The 12,689-nt window shown below is 57.3% G+C and carries 19 protein-coding genes; all 19 read left to right on the top strand.

Annotated features, from left to right (window positions below):
• Positions 1 to 46: 46 nt before the first annotated feature.
• Positions 47 to 901 (top strand): GPO family capsid scaffolding protein, encoded by an 855-nt coding sequence (locus DFO52_RS21870; protein WP_133551170.1) that lies wholly within the window; start codon positions 47 to 49, stop codon positions 899 to 901.
• A 55-nt stretch (positions 902 to 956) separates the two neighbouring features.
• The gene (locus tag DFO52_RS21865; protein ID WP_133551169.1) at positions 957 to 2,051 is read left to right on the top strand and encodes a phage major capsid protein, P2 family; all 1,095 of its coding nucleotides are present in this window, start codon (positions 957 to 959) and stop codon (positions 2,049 to 2,051) included.
• A gap of 3 nt (positions 2,052 to 2,054) precedes the next feature.
• Positions 2,055 to 2,810: a terminase endonuclease subunit gene (locus tag DFO52_RS21860; protein WP_133551168.1), complete on the top strand. Its 756-nt coding sequence runs from the start codon at positions 2,055 to 2,057 to the stop codon at positions 2,808 to 2,810.
• A 99-nt stretch (positions 2,811 to 2,909) separates the two neighbouring features.
• Positions 2,910 to 3,416 (top strand): head completion/stabilization protein, encoded by a 507-nt coding sequence (locus tag DFO52_RS21855; RefSeq protein WP_048998837.1) that lies wholly within the window; start codon positions 2,910 to 2,912, stop codon positions 3,414 to 3,416.
• Positions 3,416 to 3,619, top strand: a complete 204-nt coding sequence (locus DFO52_RS21850; protein ID WP_023209074.1) for a tail protein X — start codon at positions 3,416 to 3,418, stop codon at positions 3,617 to 3,619. Before DFO52_RS21855 ends, DFO52_RS21850 begins: the two co-directional genes overlap by 1 nt.
• Positions 3,610 to 3,831: a hypothetical protein gene (locus tag DFO52_RS21845; RefSeq protein WP_001354073.1), complete on the top strand. Its 222-nt coding sequence runs from the start codon at positions 3,610 to 3,612 to the stop codon at positions 3,829 to 3,831. Before DFO52_RS21850 ends, DFO52_RS21845 begins: the two co-directional genes overlap by 10 nt.
• Positions 3,815 to 4,327 carry a lysozyme gene (locus DFO52_RS21840; protein ID WP_133551167.1) on the top strand — a complete coding sequence of 171 codons (513 nt, stop codon included), beginning with the start codon at positions 3,815 to 3,817 and terminating at the stop codon, positions 4,325 to 4,327. The genes DFO52_RS21845 and DFO52_RS21840 overlap by 17 nt, the downstream gene beginning before the upstream one ends.
• A complete protein-coding gene (locus DFO52_RS21835; protein ID WP_133551166.1) occupies positions 4,324 to 4,755 on the top strand; it encodes a DNZ54_00345 family protein in 432 nt (143 codons plus the stop codon). The genes DFO52_RS21840 and DFO52_RS21835 overlap by 4 nt, the downstream gene beginning before the upstream one ends.
• The gene (lysB, locus tag DFO52_RS21830; RefSeq protein ID WP_133551189.1) at positions 4,755 to 5,171 is read left to right on the top strand and encodes an Rz-like lysis system protein LysB; all 417 of its coding nucleotides are present in this window, start codon (positions 4,755 to 4,757) and stop codon (positions 5,169 to 5,171) included. Before DFO52_RS21835 ends, lysB begins: the two co-directional genes overlap by 1 nt.
• Positions 5,059 to 5,304 carry an Rz1-like lysis system protein LysC gene (lysC, locus tag DFO52_RS23360; RefSeq protein WP_133551165.1) on the top strand — a complete coding sequence of 82 codons (246 nt, stop codon included), beginning with the start codon at positions 5,059 to 5,061 and terminating at the stop codon, positions 5,302 to 5,304. The genes lysB and lysC overlap by 113 nt, the downstream gene beginning before the upstream one ends.
• Positions 5,267 to 5,734, top strand: coding sequence for a phage tail protein (locus tag DFO52_RS21820; protein WP_023338712.1), 468 nt, complete (start codon positions 5,267 to 5,269; stop codon positions 5,732 to 5,734). Before lysC ends, DFO52_RS21820 begins: the two co-directional genes overlap by 38 nt.
• The gene (locus DFO52_RS21815) at positions 5,727 to 6,176 is read left to right on the top strand and encodes a phage virion morphogenesis protein (protein ID WP_133551164.1); all 450 of its coding nucleotides are present in this window, start codon (positions 5,727 to 5,729) and stop codon (positions 6,174 to 6,176) included. The genes DFO52_RS21820 and DFO52_RS21815 overlap by 8 nt, the downstream gene beginning before the upstream one ends.
• 68 nt (positions 6,177 to 6,244) lie before the next feature.
• Positions 6,245 to 6,886, top strand: a complete 642-nt coding sequence (locus DFO52_RS21810) for a phage baseplate assembly protein V (RefSeq protein WP_133551163.1) — start codon at positions 6,245 to 6,247, stop codon at positions 6,884 to 6,886.
• Positions 6,883 to 7,233, top strand: a complete 351-nt coding sequence (locus tag DFO52_RS21805; protein WP_023338715.1) for a GPW/gp25 family protein — start codon at positions 6,883 to 6,885, stop codon at positions 7,231 to 7,233. Before DFO52_RS21810 ends, DFO52_RS21805 begins: the two co-directional genes overlap by 4 nt.
• A 5-nt stretch (positions 7,234 to 7,238) precedes the next feature.
• Positions 7,239 to 8,147 (top strand): baseplate assembly protein, encoded by a 909-nt coding sequence (locus DFO52_RS21800; RefSeq protein ID WP_133551162.1) that lies wholly within the window; start codon positions 7,239 to 7,241, stop codon positions 8,145 to 8,147.
• A complete protein-coding gene (locus DFO52_RS21795; protein ID WP_133551161.1) occupies positions 8,140 to 8,673 on the top strand; it encodes a phage tail protein I in 534 nt (177 codons plus the stop codon). The genes DFO52_RS21800 and DFO52_RS21795 overlap by 8 nt, the downstream gene beginning before the upstream one ends.
• A gap of 7 nt (positions 8,674 to 8,680) precedes the next feature.
• Positions 8,681 to 10,747, top strand: a complete 2,067-nt coding sequence (locus DFO52_RS23355; protein WP_243737950.1) for a tail fiber protein — start codon at positions 8,681 to 8,683, stop codon at positions 10,745 to 10,747.
• On the top strand, positions 10,747 to 11,364 hold the full coding sequence (locus DFO52_RS21785) for a tail fiber assembly protein (protein ID WP_133551160.1): 618 nt from the start codon (positions 10,747 to 10,749) through the stop codon (positions 11,362 to 11,364). The genes DFO52_RS23355 and DFO52_RS21785 overlap by 1 nt, the downstream gene beginning before the upstream one ends.
• Positions 11,365 to 11,493: 129 nt before the next feature.
• The gene (locus tag DFO52_RS21780) at positions 11,494 to 12,687 is read left to right on the top strand and encodes a phage tail sheath protein (protein WP_133551159.1); all 1,194 of its coding nucleotides are present in this window, start codon (positions 11,494 to 11,496) and stop codon (positions 12,685 to 12,687) included.
• The last annotated feature ends 2 nt before the right edge of the window (positions 12,688 to 12,689 follow it).

Raw genomic sequence — 12,689 nt, 5'->3', positions numbered from 1 at the left:
GGAAACTAAACCCGCCCCGAAAACCCAACATCAGGACACCTGAACAATGGCAAAGAAAGTCTCTAAATGGTTTCGCATCGGCGTCGAAGGTGACACCTGCGATGGCCGTGTCATCAGCGGCGATGATATTCAGGATATGGCCGACACGTTCGACCCCCGCGTCTACGGCTGCCGCATTAACCTCGAACATATCCGTGGGCTGATGCCTGACAGTCCGTTTAAACGTTATGGCGATGTGACCGAGCTCAAGGCGGAGATTATCAGCGATGGCTCTGCGCTCGATGGCAAAAAAGCGCTGTTTGGCAAAATCGCCCCGCTCGACGAGCTGGTCAGCATGGTTAAGGCAGGACAGAAGGTTTACACCTCAATGGAGATCCGCCCGAACTTTGCCAACAGCGGCAAATGTTACCTCGTTGGCCTGGCCGTCACCGATGACCCTGCAAGCCTCGGCACCGAATACCTCGAATTCTGCAGCCGCGCCGCGCAGAACCCGCTCGCCGGTAAAAAAGACCAGCCGGACGACGTTTTCTCTGTGGCCTCACTGGCTGTGCTGGAATTTGAAGACGTCCCCGACACCATGCTCAACAGCCTGACCGATAAGGTTAAGGCAATTTTCAGCCGCAAGCAGGCCAGCGATGACGCGCGTCTCGCCGATGTGCATGAGGCCGTGACCACCGTCACCGAGCTGGTGCAGACCAACCTCACCGCCACCGACCAGCGCGTCACCGAGCTGGAGACCGAACTGGCGCAGCTTAAGCAGGACGTGACCAGCAAGGCCGAAGAAAGCGCGCAGGCGTTTAACGATCTCAAAAGCTCCCTCGATAACACCGAAAGCCAGCGCCAGCCGCGCCGCGAGCTTTCAAAAGGCGGTACGGGCGACGAGCTGCTGACCAACTGCTGATAACGCGCCGGGCGTGCTGCCCGGCCTGAACCCTTTTACCCGAACAGGAAAAACCATGCGTAAAGATACCCGCTTCAAATTTAATGCCTACCTGTCCCGCGTCGCGGAGCTGAACGGCGTTTCCACCGATGACGTGGCGAAGAAATTCACCGTCGAGCCGTCGGTCACACAAACTCTGATGACAACCCTGCAGATGTCATCCGCGTTTCTGACCAAAATCAACATCGTGCCGGTCGACGAGCTGAAAGGCGAAAAAGTCGGGGTGGGCGTTAACGGTACGATTGCGAGCACCGCCGACACCGCCGGTGATGATGAGCGTAAGACCGCTGACTTTTCCGCGCTGGAGTCAAATAAATACGAGTGCGCGCAGATTAACTTTGACTTCCATATCCGCTACAAACAGCTCGACCTGTGGGCGCGATTCCAGGACTTCCAGACCCGTATCCGTGACGCCATCATCAAACGTCAGTCCCTCGATTTCATCATGGCCGGTTTCAACGGCATTAAGCGCGCCGACACCTCAGACCGCGTAAAAAACCCGATGCTGCAGGACGTGGCCATCGGCTGGCTGCAGAAGTACCGCAATGAAGCGCCAGCGCGCGTGATGTCCAGAATCACCGACGAGGACGGCGCGGTTATTTCAGACGTGATCCGCGTGGGTAAGAACGGCGACTATGCGAACCTCGACGCGCTGGTCATGGATGCCACCAGTAACCTGATTGACGAGATTTATCAGGATGACCCGGAGCTCGTCGTCATCACCGGGCGTAAGCTGATGGCGGATAAATATTTCCCGATCGTCAATCAGGAGCAGGCCAACACCGAATCGCTGGCCGCTGACATCATCATCAGCCAGAAGCGAATCGGCAACCTGCCAGCCGTGCGCGTGCCTTACTTCCCGGCTGATGGGCTGATGGTGACGCGTCTCGACAACCTGTCGATTTACTTCATGGATGACGCGCACCGTCGCGCCATCATTGAAGAACCGAAAAAAGACCGCGTAGAAAACTACGAGTCAATGAATATTGACTATGTGGTCGAGGCTTACGCCGCCGGTTGCCTGATTGAAAACATCAAGCTCGGTGACTTTACCCCACCGGCAGCGCCGGAAAGCGCTTCCGCGCCTGCAGCACCGGAAAGCGGAGAGTAAGCCATGACGAGTCCCGCAGCGCGTCACATGATGCGGGTCTCGGCCTCTGAAACAGCGCAGCGGGCTGCCGTCCCGCTGCGCAATGCAACTGCCTATGAGCAGATGCTCGTTAAGCTGGCCGCAGACAACCGCACGCTGAAACAAATCCGATCCAATGAGCGCAAGGCAGACAAAAAGCGCGAGCTGCTGCCGTTCTATCTGCCGTGGGTCGCTGGCGTCCTCGAAAACGGCAAAGGCGCGCAGGATGACATCGTCATGACGGTGATGCTCTGGCGTCTCGATGCTGACGATATCGCCGGGGCGCTGGAAATTGCCCGTTATGCCATGACCTACGGCCTGACCATGCCGACCGGTCGACGTCCGACGCCTTACCTTCTGGCCGAAGAGGTGGCACTGGCCGCGCAACGCCTGCTTGCTGCTAAACAGCCGGTCGAACTGTCGAACCTGCTCGACACCCTCGCGCTGACCGAGCGCGCGGATATGCCCGACATCGTGCGCGCGAAGCTGCACAAAATCACCGGCTACGTGCTGCGTGATGCAAAGCAACTGCCCGAAGCGCTGGCGCACCTGCAGCGTGCGATCCAGTTAGAAAGCACTATCGGCGTACGAAAAGACATTGAGCAGTTAGAGCGTCAGCTCAGGCCAAAACCCGAACCGGCACCGAAAACCCAAAAGACTCAACCGCGCACGCGCAAACCTGCCGCTAAACCGGCGGCACGGCGCGGGCGTCCACCAAAGGCGGCAAAAGCCGCTGGTTAACCGAGCGCTCCCCGAGCCGGGCGGCACGCCGGTCAATGCGGGTATCAATTGCCCTGACTGCGACCGGCGTCCACCGCCCACCCATTACCCGAGGTTGTCATGACGACGCTGATTATTGAGCCAAAAAAAGAGCCGCAGGATGTGCCGGGCGTGGTGATACCGCCACCGGGCGTGAGCGAGCCGGTAATCAAAAATACCCCGTTTTTTCCTGACGTTGATCCGAAGCGCGTGCGGGAAGAAATGCGACTGGAGCAGACCGTTTCCCCCGTGCGCCTGCGCCGGGCGATTAAGACCGCGATCGCGGAGACAAACGCGGAGCTGAGCGACTGGCGCGAAAGTCAGCTCGATGCCGGTTACGCCACGCTGGCGGATGTCCCGACGGACGAACTCGACGGCGAGAGCGTGCGCGTTTTTCACTACTTCAACGCCGTGTGTTCGATGACGACGGCCACGCTTTATGAGCGTTTTCGCGGCGTGGATGCGACCGCCAAAGGCGACAAAAAGGCGGACAGCATCGACAGCACTATCGATGAAATGTGGCGGGATATGCGCTGGTCTGTGGCGCGCATACAGGACAAAGCGCGCTGCATCGTGGGGCAAATCTGATGAAAGCATACGCGCTGCAGGGCGACACCCTCGACGCGATTTGCGCCCGGTACTACGGGCGCACTGAGGGCGTGGTCGAAACCGTGTTAGAGGCTAATCCCGGCCTGTCCGAGCTCGGCGTGATCCTGCCGCACGGCACGGCAATTGAGCTGCCCGAGACCGAGAGTGCGGCCAGAACCGAAACGGTGAATCTATGGGACTGAGTATGGAAAAAATCACCACGTTTATCGCCTACTGGCTGGCCGTGGGGCTGGCGTATGTCGGGGCAATGTCCCCCGAAAAGATGGCGCTTTACGTGGGCGGCGGATGCGCCATTTTTACCGCGCTGACGAACTACTGGTTTAAGCGCAAGACGTACCTCTATCTGACATCGCTCGGACTCGATAAAGGGGCTATTCGTGAAATCAATCGTTAAAAAATGCAGTGTGGCCGCCGTGCTGGCGCTGGCAGCACTGATGCCTGACTTTCGTCTGCTTAACACCTCGCCCGGGGGGCTGGCGCTGATTGCCGACCTCGAAGGTTGTCGCCTGACGCCTTACCAGTGCAGCGCGGGAGTGTGGACGTCGGGCATCGGCCACACTGCAGGCGTCGTGCCAAAGGGGGAAATCACCGAGCGGCAGGCGGCGGCGAATCTCGTCGCGGATGTGCTGAACGTCGAGAAACGTCTGGCCGTATGCGCGCCGGTGAAAATGCCGCAGCACGTTTACGACGCGCTGGTCAGCTTCTCATTCAATGTGGGAACCGGCGCGGCCTGCCGGTCGACGCTGGTCTCGTTTATCAAGCGCCAGCAATGGCCGCAGGCGTGCGACCAGCTCACCCGCTGGGTTTACGTGAATGGCGAAGTTAACAAAGGGCTGGAAAATCGTCGCGCGCGTGAGCGTGCTTACTGTCTTAAAGGAGTTTCTCAATGAAAAAATACTTACGTTCACTGATTTTGGATGCCCTGCTGGCTGTAGTCCTGATTTGGGGGCTGGTATCGCCGCAAAGCGCTGCCGTTAACTTTGTGGCCGCATGGGCGCTATTTGGCAGTTTTGTCTGCATTGGTGCGAGCCTCGCCGGTGTGGTCGCCTATGAGCACTGGCTACGAAACACGGGAAAAAGTATTGCCGTCAATCCAGACCTAATGAAGATATTCCGCGCCGTCTTTTGTCGAAAGCCTGCACGGGCGCGCAAAGCATGGTCTCTCATTGTTTTCTCTGCTACGACGGTCTGTTTACTTGGGGCTGGCTGGCTCTTTACAGGTCTGGTCTATCTGCTCTGTGTTCTGGCCTTTAAAGCCGTTCGCGAGACATACCGCCAACGCATTGAGGAGGTGGCTCTGTGTCCAAATTCATTGTGATGTTGATTGCCGCAGGTCTGGCACTGGCGACTGTGCTCTGGTTGAGGCATGAGAACGCTAATCTTCGGCGCTCTTTTGACCGGGCGAATAAGGTCGCGACCGAACAAAAAACCGCGATCGCAATGCTGAAAAATCAGCTTTCCGTTTCGCAGGGAATTGCCAGGCGAAATGAAACCGCACAGGTCAGTTTACGCGGCGAACTGCTGGCCGCCGGTGCAATGGCCGTGCGGCGTGAACAAACCATTACGAGGCTGATAAATGAGAATGAAACCTTACGCCGCTGGTACAGCGCTGAGCTGCCTGATGTTGTGCGTCGGCTGCACACCCGCGCCGCCTGCGCCTCCGCCGGTCATTGTTTACAGCGCCTGCCCGAAGGTGAGCTATTGCCCGATGCCGGGAAGCGACCCGGCCACTAATGGCGACCTGAGCGCCGATATTCGCAGGCTTGAGCTCGCGCTCGCCGCCTGCGCGTTGCAGGTTGAAACCGTCAAAGACTGTCAGGATAAACTCGATGAAGAAAGCACGCAGCCTGCGCGAAGCGCTGATTAAAGCCGTTCCGCAGCTTGAAACAAACCCCGAAATGATGCGCATCTTTGCCGATGAGGGGAATATCGATGCGCGTCTCGCGGCCTCGCTGTCGCACGAGAAAATTTATACCCTGAATGTGATCGTGTGTGACTTTGTGGGCGACCCTGACCTGATTTTCGTGCCGGTGGCCGCATGGCTCAGGGAAAACCAGCCGGATATCTGCACGCTCGATGACGGTCGCAAAAAGGGCTACCGTTTCCAGATGGATTTGAACGACGGGGACAGCGTCGATATCAGCATCAGCCTGCAGCTCACCGAGCGCACCCTCATCAAAGAGGAAAACGGCGCGTTGCACGTAAGCTATGCCCCTGAGCCGCCGCTGCCGGAGCCCGTCACCCGGCCTAAAGAGCTCTACATCAACGGCGAACTGGTGAGCAAATGGGATGAGTGAATTTAAGCCCTTTGACGACCGGCTCAATGGTCTGATTGCTGCCCTGTCACCGGCTGCACGCCGACGGCTTGCCGGAGAGATAGCAAAGGAGCTGCGCAAGTCGCAACAGCAACGCATCAAGCTGCAGAAAGCCCCGGACGGCTCGCCGTATCAGGCGAGAAAGCGTCAGCCGCTCAGGGCTAAGACCGGGCGGATTAAGCGGGCGATGTTCCAGAAGCTACGCACGAGCCGGTACATGAAAGCCACTGGCCGTGAAAACAGCGCGGTGGTGGAATTCACCGGCAAAGTGCAGCGTATCGCGCAAGTCCATCAGTACGGGCTAAAAGACCGCCCTAACCCGCACAGCCGTGACGTGCAGTACGCGGCGCGCCAGCTACTCGGATTCAGCCGGGAAGATAAACAGCTCGTCGAGACGCTGATAATTAAACACCTCTCTCTCTGAGCGTTGTCACAACAACCACAAAACACCGTTCCATTGCCGCTGGCCTCCCCCGGCGGCATCCTTTCCCCATGAATAATCTAAATTCTCTGCAGGAAATCGCACGCGCGATCCGCAACCTTATCCGCACCGGCATCGTGACCGACGTCGACCACGACGAGGGGCTTTGTCGTGTCCAGACCGGCGGCATGCAAACCACCTGGCTAAACTGGCTGACCTGCCGCGCCGGTCGCTCGCGCGTATGGTGGGCTCCTTCCGTTGGCGAGCAGGTGCTTTTGCTGGCTGTCGGCGGCGAGCTCGACACGGCGTTTGTGCTGCCCGGCATTTTCTCGGATGACCATCCCGCGCCGTCTGCCTCCCCTGATGCGCTTCATGTTTCCTTTCCTGACGGAGCGGTTATTGAGTACGAGCCCGAAAGCGGTGCGCTCACCGTGTCAGGCATCAAAACCGCAGACGTCACCGCGTCGGATTCCATTACGGCCACCGTGCCGCTGGTGCTGGTGAAAGCGTCGAGCCGCATCACGCTCGATACGCCGGAGGTGTTTTGCACCAACAAGCTGACGACCGGCACGCTCGAAGTGCAGAAAGGCGGCACCATGCGCGGGAACATCGAGCACACCGGCGGGACACTGAAATCAAACGGCGTGCAGGTGGATAACCACGCGCACGGCAACGTACAGAGCGGCGGAAGCTGGACTAAGGGGACGCAATGACGGTGCGTTATCTGGGAATGAACAGCCAGACCGGCCTCAGTATCTCTGAGGTTGAGCATATCCGGCAAAGCGTGCGCGACATTCTGGTCACGCCGGTTGGCTCGCGCGTCATGCGCCGTGAATACGGCTCGCTTCTGTCGCAGATGATTGACCAGCCACAAACCCCGGCGCTGCGCCTGCAGATTATGGCCGCGTGCTATTCCGCGATCCAGAAGTGGGAGCCCCGCGTAAATCTCTCGACCATCACCTTTGAACGGTCGGAGACCGACGGCGGGCTGTATGTCGACATCACCGGCACCCGCTCCACCGGCGGCCAGCCTTTTTCACTCACCATTCCACTGAGTTAAACGCTATGGCAATTGTTGACCTTAACCAGCTCGCCGCGCCTGACGTCGTGGAAGAACTGGACTATGAAACCATCCTGAGCGAGCGAAAGGCGACGCTCGTCTCGCTGTACCCGGAAGACCAGCAGGACGCCATCGCGCGCACGCTTTCGCTTGAGTCCGAGCCGCTGGTGAAGCTACTGCAGGAAAACGCCTACCGGGAAGTTATCTGGCGACAGCGCGTCAACGAGGCCGCGCGCGCGGTCATGCTGGCCTACGCCACCGGCGCAGACCTCGACCAGATAGGCGGAAATTACAACGTCCAGCGCCTTGTCATCACCCCTGCAGACGATACGACGTTACCGCCGACGCCTGCCGTGATGGAGTCGGACACCGACTACCGCCTGCGCATTCAGCAGGCATTCGAGGGGCTGAGTACCGCAGGCTCTACCGGCTCCTATCAGTTTCACGGTCGCAGCGCTGACGGGCGGGTCGCTGATATTTCGGTCATCAGTCCCGAGCCTGCGTGTGTCACGGTCACGGTGCTTTCACGCGAAAATAACGGCGTGGCGTCTGACGAGCTGCTCGCCATCGTGCGCACCGCGCTGAACGATGAGGACGTCAGGCCGGTCGCTGACCGCGTGACCGTGCAGTCGGCGAACATTGTCGACTATAAAATCACCGCATCGCTTTACCTTTACCCCGGTCCCGAAAGTGAGCCGGTGCTGAGTGCGGCAAAAACTAAGCTGCAGGCGTACATCACCGCGCAGCACCGGCTCGGGCGCGATATCCGCAAATCAGCGATTTATGCCGCGCTCCACGTCGAGGGCGTGCAGCGCGTCGAGCTGGCCGAACCGGTGGCCGACATCGTGCTCGATGACACGCAGGCGTCATGGTGCAGCGATTACAGCGTGACGATCGGGGGCAACGATGAATGATACCCGCCTGCTGCCGGTGGGCTCGTCACCGCTTGAGGTGGCGGCGGCGCGCGCCTGCGCTGAGATTGAAAATACCCCCGTTCCGCTGCGTCGCCTCTGGAGTCCTGACGACTGCCCGGCAAATCTGCTGCCGTGGCTGGCGTGGGCGTTTTCCGTTGACCGCTGGGATGAGAACTGGCCGGAGGCCACAAAGCGGGATGTGATCCGCGCGGCGTGGTTTATCCATGCGCACAAAGGAACGATTGGGGCGGTGCGCCGCGTGGTGGAGCCGCTCGGCTATCTGATTAACGTGTCTGAGTGGTGGGAAACCAACGACCCGCCCGGCACGTTTCGCCTCGATATCGGTGTGTTAGAGACCGGCATCACCGAGGAAATGTATTACGAGATGGAGCGGCTCATTGCCGATGCAAAGCCAGCCAGTCGCCATCTTATCGGCCTCAACATTATTCAGGATGTGCCGGGCTATCTGTACACCGGCGCGCTGACGTATGACGGCGACACCATCACGGTTTACCCGGAAAAGTGAGAGCAAAATGACAGTAAAATATAAAACGGTCATCACCAAAGCCGGTGCGATTAAGCTTGCTGCAGCGACCGTCCCGAACGGGAAAAAAGTGAATTTTACGGCGATGGCCATCGGTGACGGTGGCGGCACTTTGCCGGTGCCTGATGCGAGCCAGACAAAGCTCGTCAATGAAGTCTGGCGCCATACGCTGAACAAAATCAGCCAGGACAACAGGCATCAAAACTATGTGATCGCGGAGCTGCTCATCCCGCCAGAAACCGGCGGTTTCTGGATGCGCGAAATGGGGCTCTATGACGACACCGGCACGCTGATTGCCGTCGGCAACATGGCGGAAAGCTACAAGCCAGAGCTGGCGGAGGGGTCAGGCCGCGCGCAGACCGTGCGTATGGTCATCATGGTAAGCGACATCGAGTCAGTCGAGCTGACGATTGACACCTCAACGGTGATGGCAACGCAGGACTATGTCGACGACAAACTCGCTGAGCATGAGCAGTCCCGCCGTCATCCTGACGCCACGCTCACCGAAAAGGGTTTCACGCAGCTAAGCAGTGCAACCGACAGCACGTCTGAGACGCTCGCCGCGACGCCGAAAGCGGTTAAGATGGCGTATGACCTTGCTAACGGTAAATACACGGCTCAGGACGCGACCACGGCGCAAAAGGGTATCGTCCAGCTCAGTAGCGCCACCGACAGCACGTCTGAGACGCTCGCCGCGACGCCGAAAGCGGTTAAGACGGCGTATGACCTTGCTAACGGTAAATATACGGCTCAGGACGCGACCACGGCGCAAAAGGGTATCGTTCAGCTCAGTAGCGCGACCGACAGCGCGTCTGAGACGCTGGCGGCAACGCCGAAAGCGGTCAAGGCGGCTAATGACAATGCGAATGGCCGCGTGCCGTCAGGGCGGAAGGTTAACGGGCGAGCGCTGGCGGAAGATATCAATATCACTTCTCAGGACATTTTTAACGGTCAGGCCGTGCTGATTGGGAATGCTGCCGATCTGAATAGCTTTACTACACCGGGATTATATTACCAGTCATCCAATGCGCAGGCGGAAGCTGGAAATAATTATCCCGAAAAGGTGGCCGGGTCGCTTGAAGTATACAAACATGCAGGTGTTACGCAGATATACCGGATATATGCGGATTCGCGCTCATACATCCGTGCTTTTTATAATGGCGCCTGGACGTCATGGGCAAAACAATATGACGCAGCAAATAAACCGACACCGGGAGATATTGGCGCAGTACCGGCAAGTGGCGGCAGTGTGGCACACCTGGAAAATGCAACGTATTACAAGACTAACCCGGCCGGATGGTACGGCGGTGGGGCTTTTGCTGACCAGTACCGGAATAATGCAGCACCGTTTCTTGTCCCCTATGGCTTTGTATCGACAAAAGATGTTTCTGTGTACCTACCGATTGTTAAGGGAATATCGCATACAGAAGGACATGGCTACGCGGCATCGGTAAGCTTTGGCATGCTGCGTTCGGGAAAAGCCGATTTTGGAGCTGCTGTTATTAATATTATCGGAGATAACGGCAAAGCAGCCGTATATAGCTATGATGTCAACGGCACATTTAATGCACCCGGTCAGGTCTACAGCGGTGGAACGATTGTTTCCGCAGGACAAATTAGCAGCGGAACTCATATCATTGCGACTCAGGGTGTTTTTGAGTCTGGCGGTGCGGTAAGGGTTTATTCTTCAAACAACCCTCCGACACAATACGCAGTTAGAGACTGGATTACTAGCGTAGGGCTTGAAGCTAATAATCCCTCAGCCCCTTATATGCGTCAGGAGTCTAGCGGGAATCTGGTCCGTCTGGCTACGCAAGACTGGGTAAATGGAAGTTTTGCAACGTCAGCCTGGACTATTGCTAACTTCCTGCAAGGGGGGATTAGGCTGGCATCGGCTGGGGTCGCCACAAACGGAAATAATGATAATGAATTTGCGTATGCCCCTAACGGAACGGTAGTTACTGCTGTACAGCAAAAAACGAATTACACAGCCGTACAGTATCGATCACTTCAATATAACATCGGCGGAAACTGGTACACAGCATGGGTGGCTTAATGACGAAGCAATCTGGAGTATTTAAAAAATATGACCCATTAGATAAGTGGGGAAAATATACCCCGGCGAAGGTAGCTAAACTATCACCGGAGGAACTCGAATTATATTACGTTGCAAAATCGCCAGAGGTGAATATTGTTTTCCTGAAAGATGATAACGGCAATGACTGGTATTTGTGGCTTAAAACGCTTTCACAGGAAACGCTAAAGGTATCATTTAACCCTGACACGAAAGAAATTATCCATTTCTCTTATGATGCAAGCGCGATTTTCCCGATTAATCAGATTGTCGTTGAAGTCGCGCCGGAGAATGTACCGGATGAATTTACCGAAGCGGGCGAGAAAGCATTAGGCGGCGCATTTCTTTTTGATGGTGGGGAGATTATTGCCGCACCTATTGATTATGAGGCAGAGGCACAGCGCAAAAAACTCGAGCTAATGACTCAGGCAAATAACGTCATCGCCACGCTGCAGGATGCGGTTGAGCTAAACATGGCGACAGACGAAGAAACAGCAAATTTGCAGGAGTGGAAAAAGTACCGCGTGCTTCTGAGCCGGGTCGATGTTAAAAAACCGGTCTGGCCGCCATTGCCTGAGACTGCGATTTTAGTCAGTTAGCCGTTTACTGAAGCCCTCCACCCGGAGGGCTTTTGTTTGTTGTTTTATCTCTCCACCAACGCCATTTCATCGCACCCGCAGAACACACAACAGAAAATAGTCGCACCCCTTAACCACGGAGTTAAACAGATGGGCGACTATCATCACGGCGTCGAGGTCATCGAGATTAACGATGGCACGCGCACCATATCCACCGTCTCGACGGCCATCATCGGCATGGTCTGCACGGCCAGCGATGCTGACGCAAAGACATTCCCCTTAAACGAGCCGGTGCTGATTACCAGCGTGCAAACTGCGATCGGGAAAGCCGGTAAGCAGGGCACGCTGGCAAAATCCCTGCAGGCCATTGCCGACCAGTGCAAGCCGGTCATTGTGGTGGTGCGCGTTCCCGAAGGTACCGACGACCCGTCAGACCCGGAAGCGGCGCAGAAAGAAACCATTTCCAACATCATCGGCACGACCGACGAAAACGGCAAATACACCGGGCTGAAAGCGCTGTTAACGGCGAAAACCGTCACCGGCGTTAAGCCGCGCATTCTCGGCGTACCGGGGCTGGATTCTCAGGAAGTGGCGACCGCGCTTGCGTCGACCTGCCAGAGCCTGCGCGCGTTCGGCTACGTGAGCGCGTGGGGTTGTAAGACCATTTCCGAAGCGATCGCCTATCGGGAGAACTTCAGCCAGCGCGAGCTGATGGTCATTCACCCTGATTTTCTGGCGTGGGACACCACGACGAACGAAACCCAGACCGCATGGGCGACCGCCCGCGCGCTCGGCCTGCGCGCCAAAATCGACCAGGAAACCGGCTGGCACAAAACGCTGTCCAACGTCGGCGTGAATGGCGTCACCGGCGTCAGTGCTTCGGTCTCATGGGATTTGCAGGAGCAGGCCACCGACGCGAACCTGTTAAATCAGGCCGGTGTCACCACGCTGATTCGAAATGACGGCTTTAAATTCTGGGGTAACCACACCTGCTCGGACGATCCGTTATTCGTGTTTGAAAACTACACCCGCACGGCGCAGGTGCTGGCCGACACGATGGCTGAGGCGCACGCGTGGGCGATGGACAAGCCCGTTTCCGCAACGCTTATCCGCGACATCGTCGCCGGTATCAATGCCAAATTCCGCGAGCTGAAAAACAACGGCTATATCGTTGACGGCTCATGCTGGTACGACCCGGAGTCAAACACCGTGGAAACCCTGAAAGCCGGGAAGCTGTATATCGATTACGACTACACCCCCGTCCCGCCGCTGGAAAACCTGACCCTGCGCCAGCGCATCACCGATACCTATCTGGCAGACCTGTCAGACTCGGTCAACAGCTAAGG

The sequence above is a fragment of the Enterobacter sp. AG326 genome (assembly GCF_004362415.1).
Taxonomy (GTDB): Bacteria; Pseudomonadota; Gammaproteobacteria; order Enterobacterales; family Enterobacteriaceae; genus Enterobacter; species Enterobacter asburiae.
This window is presented reverse-complemented; position numbering and strand designations above follow the sequence as displayed.

What these genes read in the sequence shown, in the direction of transcription:
- DFO52_RS21820 (WP_023338712.1), top strand. Translation starts at nt 5,267, where the DNA reads ATGAAGAAAGCACGCAGCCTGCGCGAAGCGCTGATTAAAGCCGTTCCG.
- DFO52_RS21800 (WP_133551162.1), top strand. Translation starts at nt 7,239, where the DNA reads ATGGCAATTGTTGACCTTAACCAGCTCGCCGCGCCTGACGTCGTGGAA.
- DFO52_RS21785 (WP_133551160.1), top strand. Translation starts at nt 10,747, where the DNA reads ATGACGAAGCAATCTGGAGTATTTAAAAAATATGACCCATTAGATAAG.
- DFO52_RS21815 (WP_133551164.1), top strand. Translation starts at nt 5,727, where the DNA reads ATGAGTGAATTTAAGCCCTTTGACGACCGGCTCAATGGTCTGATTGCT.
- DFO52_RS21810 (WP_133551163.1), top strand. Translation starts at nt 6,245, where the DNA reads ATGAATAATCTAAATTCTCTGCAGGAAATCGCACGCGCGATCCGCAAC.
- DFO52_RS21865 (WP_133551169.1), top strand. Translation starts at nt 957, where the DNA reads ATGCGTAAAGATACCCGCTTCAAATTTAATGCCTACCTGTCCCGCGTC.
- DFO52_RS21845 (WP_001354073.1), top strand. Translation starts at nt 3,610, where the DNA reads ATGGGACTGAGTATGGAAAAAATCACCACGTTTATCGCCTACTGGCTG.
- lysC (WP_133551165.1), top strand. Translation starts at nt 5,059, where the DNA reads ATGTTGTGCGTCGGCTGCACACCCGCGCCGCCTGCGCCTCCGCCGGTC.
- DFO52_RS21870 (WP_133551170.1), top strand. Translation starts at nt 47, where the DNA reads ATGGCAAAGAAAGTCTCTAAATGGTTTCGCATCGGCGTCGAAGGTGAC.
- DFO52_RS23355 (WP_243737950.1), top strand. Translation starts at nt 8,681, where the DNA reads ATGACAGTAAAATATAAAACGGTCATCACCAAAGCCGGTGCGATTAAG.
- DFO52_RS21795 (WP_133551161.1), top strand. Translation starts at nt 8,140, where the DNA reads ATGAATGATACCCGCCTGCTGCCGGTGGGCTCGTCACCGCTTGAGGTG.
- DFO52_RS21805 (WP_023338715.1), top strand. Translation starts at nt 6,883, where the DNA reads ATGACGGTGCGTTATCTGGGAATGAACAGCCAGACCGGCCTCAGTATC.
- lysB (WP_133551189.1), top strand. Translation starts at nt 4,755, where the DNA reads ATGTTGATTGCCGCAGGTCTGGCACTGGCGACTGTGCTCTGGTTGAGG.
- DFO52_RS21780 (WP_133551159.1), top strand. Translation starts at nt 11,494, where the DNA reads ATGGGCGACTATCATCACGGCGTCGAGGTCATCGAGATTAACGATGGC.
- DFO52_RS21855 (WP_048998837.1), top strand. Translation starts at nt 2,910, where the DNA reads ATGACGACGCTGATTATTGAGCCAAAAAAAGAGCCGCAGGATGTGCCG.
- DFO52_RS21860 (WP_133551168.1), top strand. Translation starts at nt 2,055, where the DNA reads ATGACGAGTCCCGCAGCGCGTCACATGATGCGGGTCTCGGCCTCTGAA.
- DFO52_RS21835 (WP_133551166.1), top strand. Translation starts at nt 4,324, where the DNA reads ATGAAAAAATACTTACGTTCACTGATTTTGGATGCCCTGCTGGCTGTA.
- DFO52_RS21850 (WP_023209074.1), top strand. Translation starts at nt 3,416, where the DNA reads ATGAAAGCATACGCGCTGCAGGGCGACACCCTCGACGCGATTTGCGCC.